The sequence below is a fragment of the Allobosea sp. BH3 genome (assembly GCF_025499465.1).
Lineage (GTDB): Bacteria > Pseudomonadota > Alphaproteobacteria > Rhizobiales > Beijerinckiaceae > Allobosea.
Map to the genome: position 1 here is coordinate 184,034 of NZ_JAIMCA010000001.1, position 17,308 is coordinate 201,341.

The window sequence follows — 17,308 nt, forward strand, 5'->3', positions numbered from 1 at the left end:
TATGACATTGCGCGCACACCCGCCCGTCGCCCGACGCATCCCGAACGGAAACGCCCGATGATCGAGACCCCCTCCCGCCCGCTGCGCCTGCTCTTCGTCGACGGCAACATCCGCGAGCAACGCGACGGGCTGAAGGCGGCCTATGGCCAGGCTTTCGGGGAATCCTACGCGGCCGAGATCGCGGCCTTCGCGCCCGACATCGTCTCCGACATCTGCCTGCCGGCCGACGAGGGCGCCAATCTGCCCGACGGAGCGGGGCTCGAATCCTACGACGGCATCTTCCTCACCGGCTCGACGCTCCACATCTACGAGCCCGACCCGGCCGTGACCCGGCAGGTCGAGCTGATGCGAGCGATCTATGCCAGCGGCACGCCCTGCTTCGGCTCCTGCTGGGGCATCCAGATCGGTTCGGTCGCGGCGGGCGGCACCGTCACCACCAATCCGAAGGGCCGCGAGGTCGGCTTTGCCCGCCGGATCGCGCCGACCGAGGCCGGCCGCAACCACCCGCTGCTGAAGAGCCGCCCGGCCGCCTACGACGCGCCGGCGATCCATCTCGACGCCGTCGCCCTGCCCCCGCATGGCACGACCATCCTCGCCTCCAACGCCTATGCCCAGATCCAGGCCGCCGAGATCAAGCACGATGGCGGCTGCTTCTGGGGCGTGCAGTACCATCCCGAATTCCCGCTGAAGCAGGTCGCCTCCATCCTCGGCCGCATGGTGCCGACACTGATCGCGGAAGGCTTCCGCAAGGACGAGGTCTCGGCGGAGGCCTGGCTGGAGGATCTGCGAGTGCTCGACGCCGAGCCAGGGCGGCAGGACCTTGCCTGGGCGCATGGCCTCGACCGCGAGGTGCTGGAGACCGAGCGCCGCGTCACGGAACTCCGCAACTTCGTCGAGCACCGGGTGAAGCCCCACGCCAGCGAGCGCGGCCGGGCCTGAGGCGCGGCGTCAGAGCCGGCCCTGGTCAGGCGCTCCTGGGCAAGCCGGCTGCCGCGAGCAGCCGCTTCTGGCGCGGCGACACGTCGAGGGGGCTCCATTGGAAATGCAGGCGGTGGACATAGATCCACCCCAGCTTCATCGGGGTGTGCCGGCGCAGCCGCGATAGCCACGGCGTCGCGTCATGGTCAGTCACCACGCTGCCGCCGCCCATCATCGAATAATATCGCCCGAGCGTGCGGCCATACTGTGCATTGTCCCGCTGCGCGCTCGGCAGGGTCAGCGCGTAGGCGCGATCGACATGGTCGAAGACCTTCGTCCCCGGATTGCGCAGCCAATGGCCGACCTCATGCGCCGCAGCGATCTGGCCGGTCTGGCCGCTGACGCCGCGGGCGCGTCCGGCCGTAAAGCGGTTGAACGCGAAGAGCACGCTTTCATCCGTGATGCGCGTCATGCGGTCCCGGAACGTGTCGCCCGGATTGGCGAGGTGGGCGACCTCGATGATGGCATGAGCGTCCGCGCCGGGCGGTTGCAAGTCGACCTCGAGCACGCCTGCGACATGCGCCGGCATGCGCGGATTGCCGATCAAAAGCCTGAAGTCGGCATCGCTCAGGCTGTCGCCGCTTTCGACGGGGAGGAACACCATCTGGTTGTTCCATGAGTTCTGCACCGTGTGCTTGAAGCGCGAAGTGAAGGCCCGCCATTCGCTGGCGAGCCAACTGCGGCAGGGCACGGGGTTGCTGCTCGCATCAAGCACGCTGCCTCGTTTGATGGCGGCCTCGTTGGCCGCCAGATGCGAGGGCGGCATCGGCCCCGTCGGCGCGCCCGGCAGCTTGGAGGAATGCCCCGCTCGGGCCCAGGCCGTAGAGGGATCGAGGGGAATGAGCGTGACCTTCAGCCTGATGCGCAGCTGCGCAGCCTGTCCGGGCCCGCCAGGATCGAAGAATGAATCGTAATTCGGCTCGAGGATGGAAGCACGGATCGCCATTCGATCACCTGTCGTCCTGAACAAGCACACCAGAGCGGAAAGGCTCCCCGCCCAGGCAGGGCCGTATGCTCCCAGGGCAGCAGCCGGCCACGGGCACCGCCCGAGAAACTGGCCAGCCGCACCGGCATCGTCTGTGACGGCCCGCACAGAGGAACTCGGCTCGGGGATGCAGCTTGAGCATCGGCGATCCAGCGGTTTCCCGGCTCGGGCGCTGAAGCCTCCTTTGAATACAGGACGCAACGGTCGAACGCCGGAGGTATCGAGCGCAAATCGCGTAAACGCGCCTGCTGGCGCACTACAAATTCCAGAAAGTCTTTCTTCCGTTTCCCGCGATCATCCGCGAAGTTTGACAAAGTCCTGTACGACGCCCATATTGACCTGATCGATACAGGCCGAACGAATTGGCCCGCGCATCAACGCGCATTGCTGACGAAATTCCTGCTCACATCGAAACACGCGCGGCGTCCGCTGCGTGTGGAGGCTCGCTTTACAGGAGGTCAGCATGGCCAGCGGCACAGTCAAATGGTTCAACCCCGAGAAGGGCTTCGGCTTCATCCAGCCCGACGATGGCGGGCAGGACGCTTTCGTTCATATCAGCGCCGTCGAGCGCGCCGGCATGCGCACTCTCACGGAAGGCCAGAAGCTTTCCTATGAGCTGGTGCAGGACAAGCGCTCCGGAAAAACCTCCGCCGACAATCTTCAGGCGGAGTGAGCCGAGACACCGCCCGGCGAGGCGATCGAGATCAGGGCGACCGTGGATGTAGCGGCGCCCGGTTTCGCTTGAACGCCGGACGGTCACGGAGGGTCGGGCACAACCCGGCCCTTTTTCTTTCAGAGCGTCTCGAAGAAACAGGGATTCCGAATGCAGGTTCTCGTCCGCGATAACAATGTCGACCAGGCGCTTCGCGTTCTCAAGAAGAAGCTCCAGCGCGAAGGCGTGTTTCGCGAAATGAAGATGCGCCGCTCCTATGAGAAGCCGTCCGAGCGGCGTGCTCGCGAAAAGGCGGAGGCCATCCGACGCAGCCGCAAGATGGCGCGCAAGCAGGCCCAGCGCGAAGGCTTGCTCCCCGCGCCGAAGCGTGTCGAGCGGCCGGCCCGGCCGCCCCGTCCCGCAGCGCTGGCCTGATAAGCCGGAGGACCGCGCTTGAACGTCAGCCCGCAGAGCTTCCCGGATCGCCGAGCTGCCTCGGCCCATGACCGGAAGGCCCTGCTGGAGCGGTTCAAGGCGCGGCCCAGGCTCGACGATCCCGCCGTGATCGAATGCCGGGCGGAGCGGGAGGCTCTGGCCAGTGTCCGCTCCCGGCGGGAATTCGAGAAGGCAGGCATCCGCGCCGAGGCACAGCGCCCCGCGGCAGTGGAGCAGGCCCGGGTCTTGGCCGAAAGGCACCTTCAGAAGCTCGCCCGCGAGGCGGCCCTGAAGGCCGGGCAAGCCCGCACGGAGGCCGAGCGCATGCGCCAGGTGAGGCTGGAATCCGCTCGCTACATGCAGATGCGTTCCAGTCGCAAGAAAAGCTGAAGATCCGGCAGGTGGTCCGGGTCGAGGAGTTCCGTCCATGTCGACCAAGCCAACCTCGTCGCCCGAAGCCTTGCTGAGAGTACAGAGCAAGGCGGCCCTGGCGCAGCAGCGCCGCGTCGAGGCCGAAACCGCGCTCGAAGCGGCGCGTGCCGAGCAGGTTGCCGTCAGGGAGCGGACGGCCCGGCTACGGGCCCTGCGGCTGGCGAAGGAGGCGGCTGACGAAGCCGCGGCGCTGGCGGAGAAGAAGGCGCCGCGGACCGCCGCGAAGCGCGTCAGCAAAAAGGTCTCCAGCGCCCGCTAGAACCGGCAAGGAGGAGACATCATGGATACGACCGTGCGGCCGGCCCTGACCAACCGATGGGGCGTAACCGACCTCCTGGAACGTTCCGTCTGCGCGATCGTCTGCGATCCGGATCGCCAGTTCTGGATCGTCATGACCGCCGACGAGCTTCCGCGCATGCAGGATGTGCGGCGCGGCCCGTTCAAGGTGGTCGAGGCCGCGATGGAGGCCATCGAGAAGAACCTGCACGGCCCCTGCAGGCACGGCATCGCCGTGGCGCCCGCGGATTATTTTCCCTGAGGCGATGGCGACAGGCGGCAGGGCAACCTCAATCCGCCACAATCAGCCGTTAGTAACGACGCATCGACCGATATATTCGGCTGGCCAGATCGGCTCCATGAGCCCTTGTCGCGCACAAGCGACCGGCCCGAACTCCGTTTCAATCGACATTCGATGGCCGCTCTGCGGCCCCATCGTCGCGGCATCCCGCCCGACGATTCACATGAGCGCATGGCTGCAGCATCGCCCCGCATGTCGGGACGACGATGGCGCCAGCCTGCGATTTCGGAATCTGCATGAAGAACAAGACACAGCATCAACAGGCGAAGGCACAGTGGGACGACGCCGCCGCGCGCCGGGCACTACCGCCCAAATCGCCGCCGAACTGGGCACCGCAGCCCTGCGGACTGTCCCGCGAGGAACTCCGCGAGATCGTCGCCGAGATGATGGGATGAGGAGACCGCGATGGACCGGACCAGACCTCGCCTGACGGCCGGCCGCTCGGCCCGGCCCGGAGGGCACCCGCCCACCCGCCCCGCAACCTCCGATATGCGGGCGCGCTGCGAGCATTACATGCGCCTCGCACAGGCCCAGGAGGCCGCGGGCGACCGCATCGAGGCCGAGCGCTGCTACCAGCAGGCCGACCACTACCGTCGCCTGATCAACGAGGCCGCCTGACGCGCTGCGTCGCAGCTTCGTCATGATACCCCTCCCGCGAATGCAGGACGTAACGTCATCCGCATTCCGGCCCAATTCGGCCTTGGACCCGTCGAAATCGGCAGGACCTTATCACGGCCTCGCTCACGCGATTTGGAGGGGACGATTTCGATGAAGAGCCATCTTGCCGCCGCGGCGCTGATCCTGGCGCCCGGCCTCGCCGCGGCCGCCGAGACCGAGCTGTCGAGCCGCATCGACCGCGTCACGGTCTATCCCGATGGAGCCGTGGTGACGCGGCTCGGCAAGGCCGAGCTGATGCAGGGCGCCTCGCAGATCGTGCTGCGCGGCCTCCCGTCGGCGATCGACCCCGCCTCGATCCGTGTCGAGGCCAAGGGTGGCGGCAGCTTCGCCGTCGGCGCCGTCGATGTGCGCGCAACCCCTGGGGAGGCAAAGCCCGTGCTCGACGCAGCCATGGAAGAGAAGCTCAAGGTACTGCGCGAGGACAAGGACAAGCTCGAAGGCGGCATCGCCGCGATCGAGGCCAAGCGCGCCACCATCGAGCGCTTTGCGCAGACCGGCCCCGACAAGCTCGGTCCCGACGGCAAGGCACTGCCCGTCACCGACTGGCCGGCGGTGTTCGACGCGATCGGCACCGCGCTGGTCAAGGTGCAGGACGAGCTACGCGGCCAACGCAACCGCCTCGCCGATGTCGAGGCGGAGATCGCCGCGCTGGAGCGCGCCCGTCCGCAGCCCGGCCGCCCCGGCGCGCCCAAGCGCGACGTCGCCATCGCCGTTGAGGCGCCGCAGCCCGTCGCAGCCGAATTCACCGTGAGCTACCGCGTCTCCGGTGCGAACTGGACGCCGAACTACGAAGCGAAGCTCACGACTGTCACCGACAAGCCCGAGATCGCGCTGACGCGCCGCGCGGAGATTCGCCAGCGCACCGGCGAAAGCTGGGACGATGTCGCGCTGACCCTCTCGACGACGCGCTCAGCCGGCGGCACCCGCGCGCCCGAGCTCCAGCCGATGCAGGTCGCCTTCTTCGAGCCGCCCTCCGTCTATGAAAGCCGCCCGCGCACCACTGCGGCGCCCGCCCCGATGGTGGCGGCACGCGCCAAGGCGGAAGCGGAGGCCGACGCCGTGGCACAGATGAAGGCACAGGAATCGCAGCGCGCGGCCCGCCCGGCCGAGGTCCAGGTCGCCCAGATCGAGGCCGGCGCCTATCAGGCGAACTTCCAGGTGCCCGGCCGCGCCTCGATCCCGCAGGACGGCTCGGCCAAGACCGTGGTGCTGACGCAGCGCAAGGCGGAAGCCACGCTCGCCGCCCGCACCGTGCCGGAGCTGGAGCAGAAGGCCTTTCTGGAAGCGGGCTTCACCCATGAGGAGGAGGCCCCGCTCCTGCCCGGCCGCGTCGCCCTGCATCGCGACGGCACCTATATCGGCATGGGCCAGTTCGGGCTGGTCGCACCCGGCGACAAGGTCGAGCTCGGCTTCGGCGCCGACGACCGCATCAAGGTGACCTTCGCGCCCGTCCGCCGCCGCGAGAACGAGCCGGGCTGGCTCGGCCAGAGCCGCACCGACCTGCGCGAGTTCCGCACCGTGGTGAAGAGCCTGCATGCCCGGCCGGTCAAGGTCACGGTGCTGCAGCGCATGCCCTTCTCGGAGAACAGCGCGATCACGGTCGAGACCATTGCCGCCCAGACCACGCCGCCGACCGAGAAGCAGCTCGGCGACAAGCGCGGCGTCTCCGCCTGGACCTTCGACCTTGCTTCGGGCGCGGAGAAGGAGATCAAGCTGGCCTATCGTATCAAATGGCCGGGCGACCGGGAGCTCACCTTCGAGCAGCAGCCGCTGCCGGGCCCCTCGCCCGTGCCGCTGCCGATGCCGCGGTGAGCGAAGCTCCTGCCGTCATTCTCGGGCGAAGCGCAGCGCAGAAGCGAGAATCTCGGCCCGGAGGAGGTATAGGAGCCTCCGTCTGCAAGAGATGCCCGGGTCAAGCCCGGGCATGACGCTCAATGGCGTCAGAGCGCCATCTCGAGTTCGCGCTTGCGGCCGAGATCGTTCATCCAGACGCGGAATTTCGGCTGCGCCTCGATCTGGTGGGCGTAGTGGCGGCGCAGCGCTTCGGTCAGCCGGCCTTGCCAGCCGAGCTGCGCGTCTGCGAAGCCGATCATCACCGAATTGGGCCAGGCCTGCGGGCGGATCTCCCGCAGGCGGGCGAAGAGCGCGTCCTCGCCCTCGGCCGGATCGGCCTGCGCCATCAGGGCCATCATCGCCGCGGTCGAGCGCGAGATGCCCATATGGCAATGCACCAGCAGATGGCCGGCCTTGCGCCCGGTTGCCGTCTCCCGCAGCCCCTCGCCGAAGCGCAGGATCTCTTCGACATGCCCCGCCGCCGGCATGATCTGGCCGGGCCGCGGATCGATGATGTCGTGGAAGCGCAGCGTGACGCGATGATGCTCGCCATAGGCACCGAAAGCATCGAGCTCGGCCCTGTCGGGGTCGAGCACCGAGAGCACATGCGTGACTTCGCGTGCGCTGTTGCCCGGCAGCTCGTCGATGCCGCAGATGGTCAGGGTCGAGATGGCGAGGGTCTTCATGGGTTCTCGTTCCAGCTACCAGCCGTCATGCTCGGGCTTGCCCCGAGCATCTCAAGCAGAAGAAAGCTCCTGAGCCTCACCGGCGGGAGATTCTCGGGTCGCCGCTCCGCGGCGTCCGAGAATGACGCTTCCTCTTCCTCACTCCGCCGCGATGGCCTGCCAGCCCTGCCCGAGCTCCTGCTCGACGAGGCCGATCCAGTAGCGCGCGCCGGTCGGGATGATCGCGTCGTTGAAGTCGTAGAGCGGCGTGTGCAGGCCGACGAAGGAGCCGTCCGGATTGACGCCGTTGCCGATGCGCATGAAGGCGCCCGGACGCACCAGCATCATCTCGGCGAAGTCCTCGCCGCCCGTGCCGGGGCGCAGCTGGCCGTTGACATGCTCAGCGCCAACCGCAGACGAAGCCGCCGCGACCGCGACCCTGACCTGCTCGGCCTCGTTCACCAGCGGGCTGGTGCCGCGGTGATAATAGGCTTCCGCCTTGCAGCCCCAGGCCAACGCCGTGGCGGAAGCGAGCTCGGCGATGCGCCGCTCCACAATGTCGCGGACCTCCTGCGAATAGGTGCGCGCCGTGCCGCCGATGACGAGCTCGGAGGGAATGACGTTCGAGGCGTTGACGTCGCCGCCATGGATATAGCCGACGCTGATCACGGCCGTGTCGAGCGGCGCGACGTTGCGGCCGACGATGCCCTGCAGCCCCAGCACGAAATGCGCCTGCGCATAGGTGATGTCGGTGGAGCGGTGCGGCTGCGAGCCGCCATGGCCGCCGACGCCATGGAAGGTGACCTTCCAGGAATCCGCCGCCGCGAGGAACGGCCCGACAGTGGTGCCGAAGGAGCCCGTCGGCATGCCGGGCGTGTTGTGCAGCCCGTAGATGGCGTCGCAGGGGAAGCGGTCGAACAGGCCATCGGCGAGCATGGCGTTCGCGCCGCCGCGGCCTTCCTCGGCCGGCTGGAAGATCAGGTTGACGGTGCCGGCGAAGTCGCGGTTCTCGGCGAGATACTTCGCCGCGGTGAGCAGCATGGTGGTGTGGCCATCATGGCCGCAGGCATGCATCCGGCCGTGGTTCTTGGAGGAATAGGGAAGGTTGGTCGTCTCCTCCAGCGCCAGGCAGTCCATGTCGGCGCGAAAGCCGACGGCCCGGTCGCCGGGCTTGTTGCCGCGGATCACGCCGACGACGCCGGTCTGCCCGACATTCTCGGTGACCTCGACGCCCCATTCGCGCAGCTTGTCAGCGACGAGCTTGGCGGTGCGGTGCTCTTCCAAACCGAGTTCGGGATGGGCGTGGATGTCGCGGCGGATCGCCGTGAACTCCGCGTGGTGCCGGTCGAGCCAGTCGTCGAGCTTCGTCATGATCGGTGCGTTCCCCTTGTTCTGGCGCCGGCAAGCACGATCCCTGCCATGGCGCTCAATCTACCCCTTACGCCCGATTGTGGCAGCATCACTGCGCCGATCCTGCAGACCGGCCATGCTCCGCCCGTTTGCCGGCGCGCGCCCCGCTTTCCCTAGGGAAAACTTGACCTAGCGGCCGCATTGGCCCATGAGGGCTTGCAAGGACCTGCCCCGAACCCCGGCCTTTGCGTCGGGGTTCTGCATTTGCGCGGGCGCTTGCGCCAAAACGCGAAACAAGCAGGGACACCTCGCTCATGGCGAATGTTGTGGTGGTCGGCGCCCAGTGGGGCGACGAGGGCAAGGGCAAGATCGTCGACTGGCTGTCCAGCCAGGCCGATGTGGTGGTGCGCTTTCAGGGCGGGCACAATGCCGGCCATACCCTCGTCATCGACGGCGTCACCTACAAGCTCTCGCTGCTGCCGTCGGGCATCGTGCGCCCGGGCAAGCTCTCGGTCATCGGCAACGGCGTCGTCGTCGACCCCTGGCACCTTGTCGAGGAGATCGCCAAGCTGCGCGCCCAGGGCGTCGCGATCACGCCGGACAATTTGCGCATCGCCGACAATGCGACGCTGATCCTGCCGCTGCATCGCGAGCTCGACCATTTCCGCGAGACCTCGAATGCCGGCATGAAGATCGGCACGACCAAGCGCGGCATCGGCCCGGCCTATGAGGACAAGGTGGGCCGCCGCGCCATCCGCGTCATCGACCTGAAGGACGAGGCCCTGCTCGAGGCCAAGATCGAGCGCCTCCTCGCCCATCACAACGCTTTGCGCCGTGGCCTCGGCATCGGCGAGGTCGACGCCAGGGACCTGCTCGGGCAGCTCAAGGCGATCGCTTCCGAGGTGCTGCCCTATGCCACGTCGGTCTGGGCGCTGCTCGACGCCGAGCGCCGCGCCGGCCGCCGCATCCTGTTCGAGGGGGCGCAGGGCGCGCTGCTCGACGTCGACCACGGCACCTATCCCTTCGTGACGTCGTCAAACATCGTCGCCGGCCAGGCCGCGACCGGCTCCGGAATGGGCCCCTCGGCGGTCGGCTATGTGCTCGGCATCGCCAAGGCCTATACGACCCGCGTCGGCGAAGGCCCCTTCCCGACCGAGCTCTTCGACGAGATCGGCGAGCTGATCGGCACCAAGGGCAAGGAATTCGGCGTCGTCACCGGCCGCAAGCGCCGCTGCGGCTGGTTCGACGCCTGCCTCGTGCGCCAGACGGTGAAGACCTCCGGCATCGACGGCATCGCGCTGACCAAGCTCGACATCCTCGACGGCTTCGACGAGATCAAGGTCTGCACCGGCTACAAGCTCGACGGGCAGGTGCTGGAGCATCTGCCGGCCGGTCAGAGCGACCAGGCCCGCGTCGAGCCGATCTACGAGACGATTCCCGGCTGGGAAGGCTCGACCGCGAATGCCCGGTCATGGGCCGATCTGCCGGCGCAGGCGATCAAATATGTCCGCCGCATCGAGGAATTGATCGGCGCCACCGTCGCCGTACTCTCGACCAGCCCGGAGCGTGACGACACCATCCTCGTCCATAATCCGTTCGAAGGATGACGCCGACGATCGGGGGATGCCCCTGACCTTCGAGGGTTGACGCAAGCCGCCATCAGCGACAAGTGAGGCCAATGGCCGACTTCCATCCGATCCTGGCGCGTGCCGTTGCCGGGCTGTCAGACAACTCCCCCGAGGCACGCCGCGCGATCTATGAGCGAGCGAGGGCGGCGCTGCTCGCGCAGCTTCGCGGCCTCGACCCGCCGCTCAGCGAGGCCGAGATCATGCGCGAGCGCCTGGCGCTCGACGAGGCGGTCGCGCGGATCGAAGCGGATTACGAGGAAGAGCCCGATCTTCAGCCGGTCGCGGGTGGGCCGATGATCCGCCCGGCAGAGCCCGTCTCGGCTCCCGCCTGGCAACCCGAGCCGAGGAAGCAGCCGGAATTCGCCCCGCTGCCGCCCGCCGCCGGGGAAGAGGACCATGGCGAGCCCCTGCCGGAGCCGATCGAGCCTCAGGCGGCCCGGCCCCGCCTGCTGCCGCCGCGCGAATCGCGCGTCAATCCCAGCCACATCCGCTCGGCCGTGGTCGGCATCGTCGTGGCTGTCGCGGTCGCGGCGATCGCGGCCACCGCGATCTATGTCCACAAGCTGAGGCCGCAGGAGGCCGCGCGCCAGAACGGCGAGACGACGGCTCAGGGCCAGCAGCCCGCCCAGCCCGAGAGCGGTGGCAAGATCACCGACCGCATCGGCGAATCCGGAACGCCTCCGCAGAACCGCCCCGGCGGCAACACGGCTGGCCTCTCGCCCGGGATTCCGGTGCCGCAGCCCGGCGGCGAGATCGCCGTCGCCCAGCGCGCCATCCTCTATACCGAGTCGCCCGACAATCCGCAGCAGCCGCAGGCCGTCACCGGCCGTGTCTTCTGGCGCCTCGACAGCGAGAGCGCCGGCCAGGGCCGCCCGGTCGAAACCATCGTGCGCGCGACGATCGAGATCCCGGATGCCGGCATGAATCTCGACTTCACCATTCGCCGCAACACCGACAGCGCCTTCCCCGCCTCGCACATCATCGGCCTGCGCTTCACCATCTCCGGCGACCCGGCGACACAGGCGATCAAGGAAATCGGCGTGCCGCAGTTCAAGACCGAGGAAGGCGAGCGCGGCGCGCCGCTCTCGGCGATCAATTCGGCGCTCGGCGACAATCTCTTCGTCGCAGCCCTGTCCAATGTGCCCGTGGAGGTCGAGCGCAACATCGACCTGATCCTGAACCGGAACTGGATCGACGTGCCCGTCCGCTTCGCCTCGGGCCGGCGCGGCATCATCACCTTCGAGAAGGGCATCTCGGGCGGCCAGACCCTGGCCGATGCCTTCGGCCGCTGGCGGTAGCTAGCTCTTCCGCTGCGCCGCGAACCGCGCCGCAGCCCTGAGCACGTCGGCCTCCGAGCCGAAGCCGGAGAGCGCCGTCACGGCCTCCCCGCTCAGCCTGTCGCGCTCGCGTTTGGCGCCATCCAGGCCGAGTGCGCCGATCAGCGTCCCCTTGCCCTTGTCGGCATCCTTGGCCGTGGCCTTGCCCATCTGCGCCGCATCCGACTCGACGTCCAGAATGTCGTCAGCGATCTGGAAGGTCGCGCCCAGCGCCCGGCCGTAACGGCCGAGCCCAGCGAGCGCCGCCGCATCCGCACCGCCGAGCCGGGCGCCGATCTCGACGCTCGCCGCCAGCAGCGCGCCGGTCTTCATCGCCTGAAGCTGGCGGATCGCGGCCTCCGACAGCGCGTCGCGCGGCTCCTCGAAGCGCCCTTCCGCCGCCAGGTCCAGCATCTGCCCGCCGACCATGCCGCCAAGCCCCGAGGCACGCGCGAGGCACGCCACCACGGCTGCCCGGACCGCGCCGTCGGGATGCGTCGCCTCGTCGGCGAGCACCGCGAAAGCCAGCGTCAGCAGCGCGTCGCCCGCGAGGATCGCCGTCGCCTCGTCGAAGGCTTTGTGCACCGTCGGCCGGCCGCGGCGCAGGTCGTCGTCGTCCATGGCGGGCAGATCGTCATGGACCAGAGAGTAGCAATGCAGCAGCTCGACGGCTGCGCCCGCCCGCAGCGCCTGCTCCGGCGGCACGCCGAAGAGCAGCGCCGTCTCCACCGTCAGGAACGGCCGCAGGCGCTTGCCGCCGCCGAGAGCGCCGTGCCGCATTGCCGCGACCAGACGCGGCGGGCGAACGATCTCGCCGGGCTCTGTTGCGTTCGAGAGCAGCGTGTCGAGCAGCCGCTCGATCGCCTCGGCCGTCTGCACGAGGCGCTGGCCGAGATCGCTCTCGCCGGCGGATGACGATGGGGAACTCATGGAGGGATCTCGCGTTCGCTGCCGGACGGGGCCTTGCCGGAGCTTTGTCACACCGTCAAGGTGCGGGGACCATGGTGAGCGTTTCGACGGAACGACAGGTGCGAGGCAACCCGCTGGGCCGGTTTCTGGGATTTTGCGTCCGGCTTGCCTTCTGGCTTCTGCTCGCCCTCCTGGCGGCGATCCTCCTCTATCGCTTCGTGCCCGTGCCCTCGACACTCATGCTAGGCCGCTGGCTGACCTTGCAGCCTGTGGAGCGCGAATGGGTGCCGCTCGAACAGGTCTCTCCCCATCTGATCCGCGCCGTCATCGCCTCGGAGGACCAACGCTTCTGCAGCCACAACGGTGTCGACTGGATCGAGCTCAGCGCCGTGCTGGAGGATGAGGACGGGCCGAGCCGCGGCGCCTCGACGCTGACCATGCAGACCGCCAAGAACGTCTTCCTCTGGCCCGGCCGCTCCTATGTCCGCAAGGGGTTGGAGATCCCGTTGGCGCTGGCGATCGACCTCGCCTGGGGCAAGCAGCGCACCATGGAGGTCTATCTCAACGTCGCAGAATGGGGCGAAGGGCTGTTCGGGGCCGAGGCCGCCGCGCAGCGTTACTTCGGCAAGCCTGCGTCGAAGCTCACCCCGGCCGAGGCCGCGCGGCTTGCCGGCGCGCTGCCGAACCCGCTGCTGCGCAACCCGGCGCGGCCAAACCGGGCCCTGCAATCGGCCGCCGGCCGCTCGCTGCGCCGCCTCGGCCAGTTGGGGCCGCTGGGCGACTGCGCGGTGCCGGACTGATTGGCCGGACGGACTGGCCGGGATGTTTCACCGCTTTGGGGAAGAAATCCGGATTCGGTACTAGCCATCCCGCGCCCGAGCGTGTATGGGCAACGCCTCACGAGATTGATCCGTCGCCGTGACGGAGGCGTGGCTTTGAAGCCAGCGCATCCTGACGGCGGCACGATGGAGAGTACCATGGCCGTTCCGAAGAGAAAGACGTCGCCGTCGAAGCGTGGCATGCGCCGCTCGGCCGACGCGCTGAAGCAGCCCACCTATATCGAAGACAAGAACTCCGGCGAGCTGCGCCGTCCGCACCATGTCGACCTGAAGACCGGCATGTATCGCGGCCGCCAGGTCCTGAAGGTCAAGACCGACGCCTGAGCCCAATCGGCTCAAGCACGAAGACGACGGGAACCGGCCGCGAGGCCGGTTTTTCTTTGGGCGCGCCAACGCCCCTCATCCGTTCCGGGCTCCTTGCTGCATAAAGCCCCGGAATGACGGCGTGGCGCCGCTCAAGACCGCGCTGCCGCCTCCGCGATCAATCGCGCCGCTGTCAGATACCTCCCGGCGGCGGCCTGCGGCGTCGCCCGCCCCTGCCGTGCGAAGGGGCCGATCTCGGCCCGTGCCGCAGCGGCCTGCAACAGCAGGAGGGCCGACGCGCTCGCGCTGCGCGCGCTCCCCTCGCTTCCGACAGCTTCGGACATGTCCCGCTCCGACACGAATGGCCTGTGACGGAAGGGAAGGCTGCAAACCGGCGGCCAGCCTTAACGGCGCGTTAAGCAAGCCGACGTATCGTTTCGAGGCACTCCCATCACCCGACGGGGCGAAGAAGCTGCCAAGCCAAAGCGCAGCGTCCAACGAGGCCGCACGATGCCCAGCCCATCGATCTTCCGGTTCCAGAACGGCAGCCCGGTCGATCCCCGCAGCGTCCTCTCGTCGATCGGAGAGGTGGTCTATGGCTGGGACATCCAGGCCGACGCCCTGAGCTGGGGGCCGAACGTCGGCGAAGTGCTCGGTCCCATTCCGGAACAGACGCTGGCGCGCGGCCTCTCCTTCGCCGGGCTGGTCGAGCCCGGCAGCGGCCCGAGCCGTTACGACGCGATCTTCTGCTCCAGCGAAGCCGACCAGGGCGACGGCGTGGTCTACCGCACCCGCTACGCGCTCGAACTCGCCGGCCGCAAGATGTGGGCGGAAGACACCGGCCGCTGGTTCGCCGGCACCGATGGCCGCCCAGCCAGCGCGCGCGGCGTGCTGCGCATCGAGCGCGCGGCGAGGCCCGAGGAACTGTCACAGCCCGGCAGCGAGCTCTGCGACCGCTCCGCACTGGTCGAGCGCATCGAGCTGGCCCTCAAGGAGCATCTGCCGGCGGAGCGGCCGGTCGTGGTCCTCGTCGCCGCGATCGACGAACTCGCCCGCCTCAATGACGATTTCGGCCATGAGGCCACCGACGAGATCATCGACACCGTCCATGAGCGGCTGCGCTCGGTGACGCGCCGGCGCGACCATCTCGTCCGCTATGCCGGCAACAGCTTCGCCATCCTGCTGGTCGGCTGCCCGCAGGACCAGATCGAATCGGCGGCCCGCCGCTTCATCAAGGTCGTCGCCCATTCCGCCATCGAGACGGCGCGCGGCATCGCTCTGGTGCGGCTGCGCGTCGGCGCCGCCAGCTCGCCCGAGCTCGGCCACCGCGGCCCCGAGGTCCTGACGGCCGCCGAGGGCGCGCTCGCCAGCGCGCGCGCCGGCGCCGCCGACGGCGCGGTCGTCGCCAAGCCCCGGATTCGGCGCGCCGCCGGCGAGGACCCGGTCGGCTTCGACGTGCAGGCCATCGCCGCGCTGAACGAGCGCCGCGTGCGCCTCGCCCTCCAACCGATCGTGCGGACGACGAATCGCGAGATCGCCTTCCACGAGGCACTGCTGCGCGTCGGCCAGGGTGAGGCCGGCCTCTATTTCGCCTCGGCCGAACTCATCCCGATGCTGGAGCGGCGCGGGCTGGTGCGGCTCTTCGACCATCGCGTGCTCGAACTCGCCATGGAAATGCTGAAGGCCGATCCGAGGCTGGTGCTCTCGATCAACGTCTCTCCGCGCTCGCTCGGCGACCCCGAATGGTTCGATGCCTTCCACGCCTGCACCGAGATGGCCGGCGACAAGGCCAATCGCCTGATCGTCGAGATCACCGAGACGGCGACGATCGAGAACCCCGCCCGCGTGGCGAAGCTGCTTGGCCGGATCAAGGAACAGGGCGCGCGCATCGCCATCGACGATTTCGGCGCCGGGCATTCCTCTTTGCGGCACCTGCGCGCCTTCCCGGTCGACATCCTGAAGATCGACGGCGCCTTCACGCAGAACCTGCGGCGCTCCACCGATGACCGCTTCTATGTCCGCACGCTGGTCGATCTCGCCGGCCATCTCGGCGTCGAGACGGTGGCGGAATGGGTCGATGACGAGCTTCAGGCCGGCATGCTGCGCGACTGGGGCGTCACCTATCTGCAGGGCCACCTCGTCGGACGCGCAGAACTACACGAGCCCAACCGGCCGGCACGCATAAAGGCAGCCACCGGCTGACACAGCGCTGAGCTGGGCATATTGCGTCATGAGAACGATTAGTGCGGTGTCTGACACCGTGCTGCGGTCGCAGAGCACCGGCTGCGGGCTCTTGGGGTTCTGCCAAAATGCGCGGTAACCCCGCGTTCATTCGCGTTTGCTGATCTCTCGAAGAGATTCTCCCCAGGCGAATGGCAACGCGATCAGCATGACTCGACCTTCATTCGAATCTATCCGCGAGCAGGGCCGGCTCGAGGCGCTGCAACGCTACGACGTACTCGATACGCCGGAGGAAGAGGGCTTCGACCGCATCATCCGCCTCGTCCGGCATCTGATGAGAGTCCCGATGGCGACGGTGACCTTCGTCGACGGACATCGCCAGTGGTTCAAAGCACGCCAGGGCTTGGAGGCTTGCGAGGGCGAACGCCGCCACGCCTTTTGCGACATCACCATCCGGCAGGCCGCCACCCTGATCGTGCCGGACACGCATCTCGACAGCCGCCTCGCCGATAACCCTCTCGTCACCGGCGCCCCGCATCTGCGATTTTATGCCGGCGTGCCGCTGATCACCGGCGACGGCCACGCCATCGGCACGCTCTGCGCACTTGATACTGTGCCCCATCATCCGTTGCCAGATGAGATCGCGGCCATGACGGATCTCGCGCAGGTCACGATGGACCAGCTTGAGTTGCGCCAGGTTGCTCTCACCGATCTGATGACAGGCGCGCTCTCGCGGCGCGCCTTCCGGGACGAACTGGCCCGCATGCTCGGCCTTGCCAAACGTCATCAGCACGAGTTGAGCCTGATCGCCTTCGATCTCGATCACTTCAAGGCGGTCAACGACACGCATGGTCATCAGGCCGGGGATCGGGTCCTCGCCGAAAGCGTAGCGGCATGCCGCCGGCAGTTGCGCCAGAGCGATCTGATCGGCCGGCTGGGTGGAGAGGAATTCGCGGTTCTCTTGCCGCTGACTGGCCGACAGGCTGCGCTCGGCGTTGCGGAGAAGTTGCGTCAGGCGATCGCCGCCCTCAGCTTCGAGGGGGCCGGCGGCGGCCTGTTCTCCGTCACCGCCAGCCTTGGTCTCGCAGCGCTCGATGGCGACAGCACAGACCCCGAGAACCTGCTGCGCGCGGCCGACGAGGCTCTCTATGCCGCCAAGGCCACCGGCCGCGATCGCTGCGTCGCCAGCCAGCTAGGCACCGGCAGCGGAGGCATGGCAGGCAAGCGCGTGCTGAAGGCCGGCAGGATCGTCTTCAACGCTGGCCAGTCCGTGATCGATTGCACGGTACGGCGCCTGTCGGAGCGGGGTGCCAGCCTGGCCGTTACCAGCACGGCCGACGTGCCCAGCCGCTTCAAGCTCGCGATCGAGGCCGACTCGTTTTCGCGGCTCTGCGAGACCACACGCAAGGCGGGATCGGAGATCGAGGTCGCCTTCGCATAAGCACTGCAGCAGCCGAGACGCCGGCGTTTCGGCCCAGCCGATGCCCCCGACCGCACCAGCGCCCTGTTGCCCAACGAAAAGCCGCGCCCCCGTTTCGCGAGGGCGC

General features: G+C 68.3%; 20 protein-coding genes. 15 read left to right on the top strand and 5 right to left on the bottom strand.

All coding sequences use genetic code 11. The annotated features are described in order from the left end of the window. The first annotated feature begins 57 nt into the window (after positions 1–57). A complete protein-coding gene (locus BoBH3_RS00915) occupies positions 58–939 on the top strand; it encodes a type 1 glutamine amidotransferase (RefSeq protein WP_262328873.1) in 882 nt (293 codons plus the stop codon). 25 nt (positions 940–964) lie between these two features. Here the strand turns inward: BoBH3_RS00915 and BoBH3_RS00920 are convergent, their stop codons facing one another. Further along, positions 965–2,164, bottom strand: coding sequence for a hypothetical protein (locus BoBH3_RS00920; protein ID WP_262328874.1), 1,200 nt, complete (start codon positions 2,162–2,164; stop codon positions 965–967). Positions 2,165–2,426: 262 nt separating this feature from the next. On the opposite strand from BoBH3_RS00920, the gene BoBH3_RS00925 reads away from it, so the two are divergent. The 8 genes from BoBH3_RS00925 (at position 2,427) to BoBH3_RS00960 (ending at position 6,549) form a co-directional block, all read left to right on the top strand. After that, positions 2,427–2,636 (top strand): cold-shock protein, encoded by a 210-nt coding sequence (locus tag BoBH3_RS00925; protein WP_262328875.1) that lies wholly within the window; start codon positions 2,427–2,429, stop codon positions 2,634–2,636. A 150-nt stretch (positions 2,637–2,786) separates the two neighbouring features. Then, entirely contained in the window at positions 2,787–3,050 is a 264-nt protein-coding gene (gene rpsU, locus BoBH3_RS00930) for a 30S ribosomal protein S21 (RefSeq protein ID WP_262328876.1), read from the top strand. Between the two features lie 18 nt (positions 3,051–3,068). Then, positions 3,069–3,440 (top strand): DUF6481 family protein, encoded by a 372-nt coding sequence (locus BoBH3_RS00935; RefSeq protein ID WP_262328877.1) that lies wholly within the window; start codon positions 3,069–3,071, stop codon positions 3,438–3,440. Positions 3,441–3,477: 37 nt separating this feature from the next. Further along, positions 3,478–3,741, top strand: a complete 264-nt coding sequence (locus BoBH3_RS00940; protein ID WP_262328878.1) for a hypothetical protein — start codon at positions 3,478–3,480, stop codon at positions 3,739–3,741. A gap of 21 nt (positions 3,742–3,762) precedes the next feature. Further along, a complete protein-coding gene (locus BoBH3_RS00945; RefSeq protein WP_262328879.1) occupies positions 3,763–4,020 on the top strand; it encodes a hypothetical protein in 258 nt (85 codons plus the stop codon). Positions 4,021–4,295: 275 nt separating this feature from the next. Further along, positions 4,296–4,454, top strand: coding sequence for a hypothetical protein (locus BoBH3_RS00950; protein ID WP_262328880.1), 159 nt, complete (start codon positions 4,296–4,298; stop codon positions 4,452–4,454). Positions 4,455–4,464: 10 nt separating this feature from the next. Continuing rightward, positions 4,465–4,677, top strand: a complete 213-nt coding sequence (locus tag BoBH3_RS00955) for a DUF4167 domain-containing protein (RefSeq protein WP_262328881.1) — start codon at positions 4,465–4,467, stop codon at positions 4,675–4,677. Positions 4,678–4,827: 150 nt separating this feature from the next. Then, positions 4,828–6,549: a mucoidy inhibitor MuiA family protein gene (locus BoBH3_RS00960; protein WP_262328882.1), complete on the top strand. Its 1,722-nt coding sequence runs from the start codon at positions 4,828–4,830 to the stop codon at positions 6,547–6,549. 128 nt (positions 6,550–6,677) lie between these two features. On the opposite strand, the gene BoBH3_RS00965 is transcribed toward BoBH3_RS00960, so the two are convergent. Together BoBH3_RS00965 and BoBH3_RS00970 are read right to left on the bottom strand one after the other, a co-directional pair. Continuing rightward, on the bottom strand, positions 6,678–7,256 hold the full coding sequence (locus tag BoBH3_RS00965) for a tyrosine phosphatase family protein (RefSeq protein WP_262328883.1): 579 nt from the start codon (positions 7,254–7,256) through the stop codon (positions 6,678–6,680). 138 nt (positions 7,257–7,394) lie between these two features. Beyond that, positions 7,395–8,606 (bottom strand): M20 aminoacylase family protein, encoded by a 1,212-nt coding sequence (locus BoBH3_RS00970; protein ID WP_262328884.1) that lies wholly within the window; start codon positions 8,604–8,606, stop codon positions 7,395–7,397. Between the two features lie 293 nt (positions 8,607–8,899). On the opposite strand from BoBH3_RS00970, the gene BoBH3_RS00975 reads away from it, so the two are divergent. Both BoBH3_RS00975 and BoBH3_RS00980 read left to right on the top strand, forming a co-directional pair. Next, positions 8,900–10,192 (top strand): adenylosuccinate synthase, encoded by a 1,293-nt coding sequence (locus BoBH3_RS00975; RefSeq protein WP_262328885.1) that lies wholly within the window; start codon positions 8,900–8,902, stop codon positions 10,190–10,192. Between the two features lie 71 nt (positions 10,193–10,263). Then, the gene (locus BoBH3_RS00980) at positions 10,264–11,511 is read left to right on the top strand and encodes a histidine kinase (RefSeq protein ID WP_262328886.1); all 1,248 of its coding nucleotides are present in this window, start codon (positions 10,264–10,266) and stop codon (positions 11,509–11,511) included. Here BoBH3_RS00980 and BoBH3_RS00985 read toward each other — a convergent pair whose 3' ends face one another. Then, positions 11,512–12,459, bottom strand: coding sequence for a polyprenyl synthetase family protein (locus BoBH3_RS00985; protein ID WP_262328887.1), 948 nt, complete (start codon positions 12,457–12,459; stop codon positions 11,512–11,514). 71 nt (positions 12,460–12,530) lie between these two features. Between BoBH3_RS00985 and mtgA the strand changes: the two genes are divergently transcribed. After that, entirely contained in the window at positions 12,531–13,238 is a 708-nt protein-coding gene (mtgA, locus tag BoBH3_RS00990; RefSeq protein WP_262328888.1) for a monofunctional biosynthetic peptidoglycan transglycosylase, read from the top strand. A gap of 177 nt (positions 13,239–13,415) precedes the next feature. Then, positions 13,416–13,601, top strand: coding sequence for a 50S ribosomal protein L32 (rpmF, locus tag BoBH3_RS00995; RefSeq protein WP_262328889.1), 186 nt, complete (start codon positions 13,416–13,418; stop codon positions 13,599–13,601). A gap of 131 nt (positions 13,602–13,732) precedes the next feature. Here the strand turns inward: rpmF and BoBH3_RS01000 are convergent, their stop codons facing one another. Next, on the bottom strand, positions 13,733–13,924 hold the full coding sequence (locus BoBH3_RS01000; protein WP_262328890.1) for a hypothetical protein: 192 nt from the start codon (positions 13,922–13,924) through the stop codon (positions 13,733–13,735). A 166-nt stretch (positions 13,925–14,090) separates the two neighbouring features. Here BoBH3_RS01000 and BoBH3_RS01005 point away from each other — a divergent pair, with 166 nt between their 5' ends. Both BoBH3_RS01005 and BoBH3_RS01010 read left to right on the top strand, forming a co-directional pair. Beyond that, positions 14,091–15,782, top strand: coding sequence for an EAL domain-containing protein (locus tag BoBH3_RS01005; RefSeq protein WP_262328891.1), 1,692 nt, complete (start codon positions 14,091–14,093; stop codon positions 15,780–15,782). A gap of 187 nt (positions 15,783–15,969) precedes the next feature. Further along, on the top strand, positions 15,970–17,202 hold the full coding sequence (locus BoBH3_RS01010) for a GGDEF domain-containing protein (RefSeq protein WP_262328892.1): 1,233 nt from the start codon (positions 15,970–15,972) through the stop codon (positions 17,200–17,202). The last annotated feature ends 106 nt before the right edge of the window (positions 17,203–17,308 follow it).

What these genes read in the sequence shown, in the direction of transcription:
- BoBH3_RS00960 (WP_262328882.1), top strand. Translation starts at nt 4,828, where the DNA reads ATGAAGAGCCATCTTGCCGCCGCGGCGCTGATCCTGGCGCCCGGCCTC.
- BoBH3_RS00975 (WP_262328885.1), top strand. Translation starts at nt 8,900, where the DNA reads ATGGCGAATGTTGTGGTGGTCGGCGCCCAGTGGGGCGACGAGGGCAAG.
- BoBH3_RS00950 (WP_262328880.1), top strand. Translation starts at nt 4,296, where the DNA reads ATGAAGAACAAGACACAGCATCAACAGGCGAAGGCACAGTGGGACGAC.
- rpsU (WP_262328876.1), top strand. Translation starts at nt 2,787, where the DNA reads ATGCAGGTTCTCGTCCGCGATAACAATGTCGACCAGGCGCTTCGCGTT.
- BoBH3_RS00915 (WP_262328873.1), top strand. Translation starts at nt 58, where the DNA reads ATGATCGAGACCCCCTCCCGCCCGCTGCGCCTGCTCTTCGTCGACGGC.
- rpmF (WP_262328889.1), top strand. Translation starts at nt 13,416, where the DNA reads ATGGCCGTTCCGAAGAGAAAGACGTCGCCGTCGAAGCGTGGCATGCGC.
- BoBH3_RS00955 (WP_262328881.1), top strand. Translation starts at nt 4,465, where the DNA reads ATGGACCGGACCAGACCTCGCCTGACGGCCGGCCGCTCGGCCCGGCCC.
- mtgA (WP_262328888.1), top strand. Translation starts at nt 12,531, where the DNA reads ATGGTGAGCGTTTCGACGGAACGACAGGTGCGAGGCAACCCGCTGGGC.
- BoBH3_RS00965 (WP_262328883.1), bottom strand. Translation starts at nt 7,256, where the DNA reads ATGAAGACCCTCGCCATCTCGACCCTGACCATCTGCGGCATCGACGAG.
- BoBH3_RS00940 (WP_262328878.1), top strand. Translation starts at nt 3,478, where the DNA reads ATGTCGACCAAGCCAACCTCGTCGCCCGAAGCCTTGCTGAGAGTACAG.
- BoBH3_RS00945 (WP_262328879.1), top strand. Translation starts at nt 3,763, where the DNA reads ATGGATACGACCGTGCGGCCGGCCCTGACCAACCGATGGGGCGTAACC.
- BoBH3_RS01005 (WP_262328891.1), top strand. Translation starts at nt 14,091, where the DNA reads ATGCCCAGCCCATCGATCTTCCGGTTCCAGAACGGCAGCCCGGTCGAT.
- BoBH3_RS00970 (WP_262328884.1), bottom strand. Translation starts at nt 8,606, where the DNA reads ATGACGAAGCTCGACGACTGGCTCGACCGGCACCACGCGGAGTTCACG.
- BoBH3_RS00980 (WP_262328886.1), top strand. Translation starts at nt 10,264, where the DNA reads ATGGCCGACTTCCATCCGATCCTGGCGCGTGCCGTTGCCGGGCTGTCA.
- BoBH3_RS01000 (WP_262328890.1), bottom strand. Translation starts at nt 13,924, where the DNA reads ATGTCCGAAGCTGTCGGAAGCGAGGGGAGCGCGCGCAGCGCGAGCGCG.
- BoBH3_RS00925 (WP_262328875.1), top strand. Translation starts at nt 2,427, where the DNA reads ATGGCCAGCGGCACAGTCAAATGGTTCAACCCCGAGAAGGGCTTCGGC.
- BoBH3_RS00985 (WP_262328887.1), bottom strand. Translation starts at nt 12,459, where the DNA reads ATGAGTTCCCCATCGTCATCCGCCGGCGAGAGCGATCTCGGCCAGCGC.
- BoBH3_RS01010 (WP_262328892.1), top strand. Translation starts at nt 15,970, where the DNA reads ATGACTCGACCTTCATTCGAATCTATCCGCGAGCAGGGCCGGCTCGAG.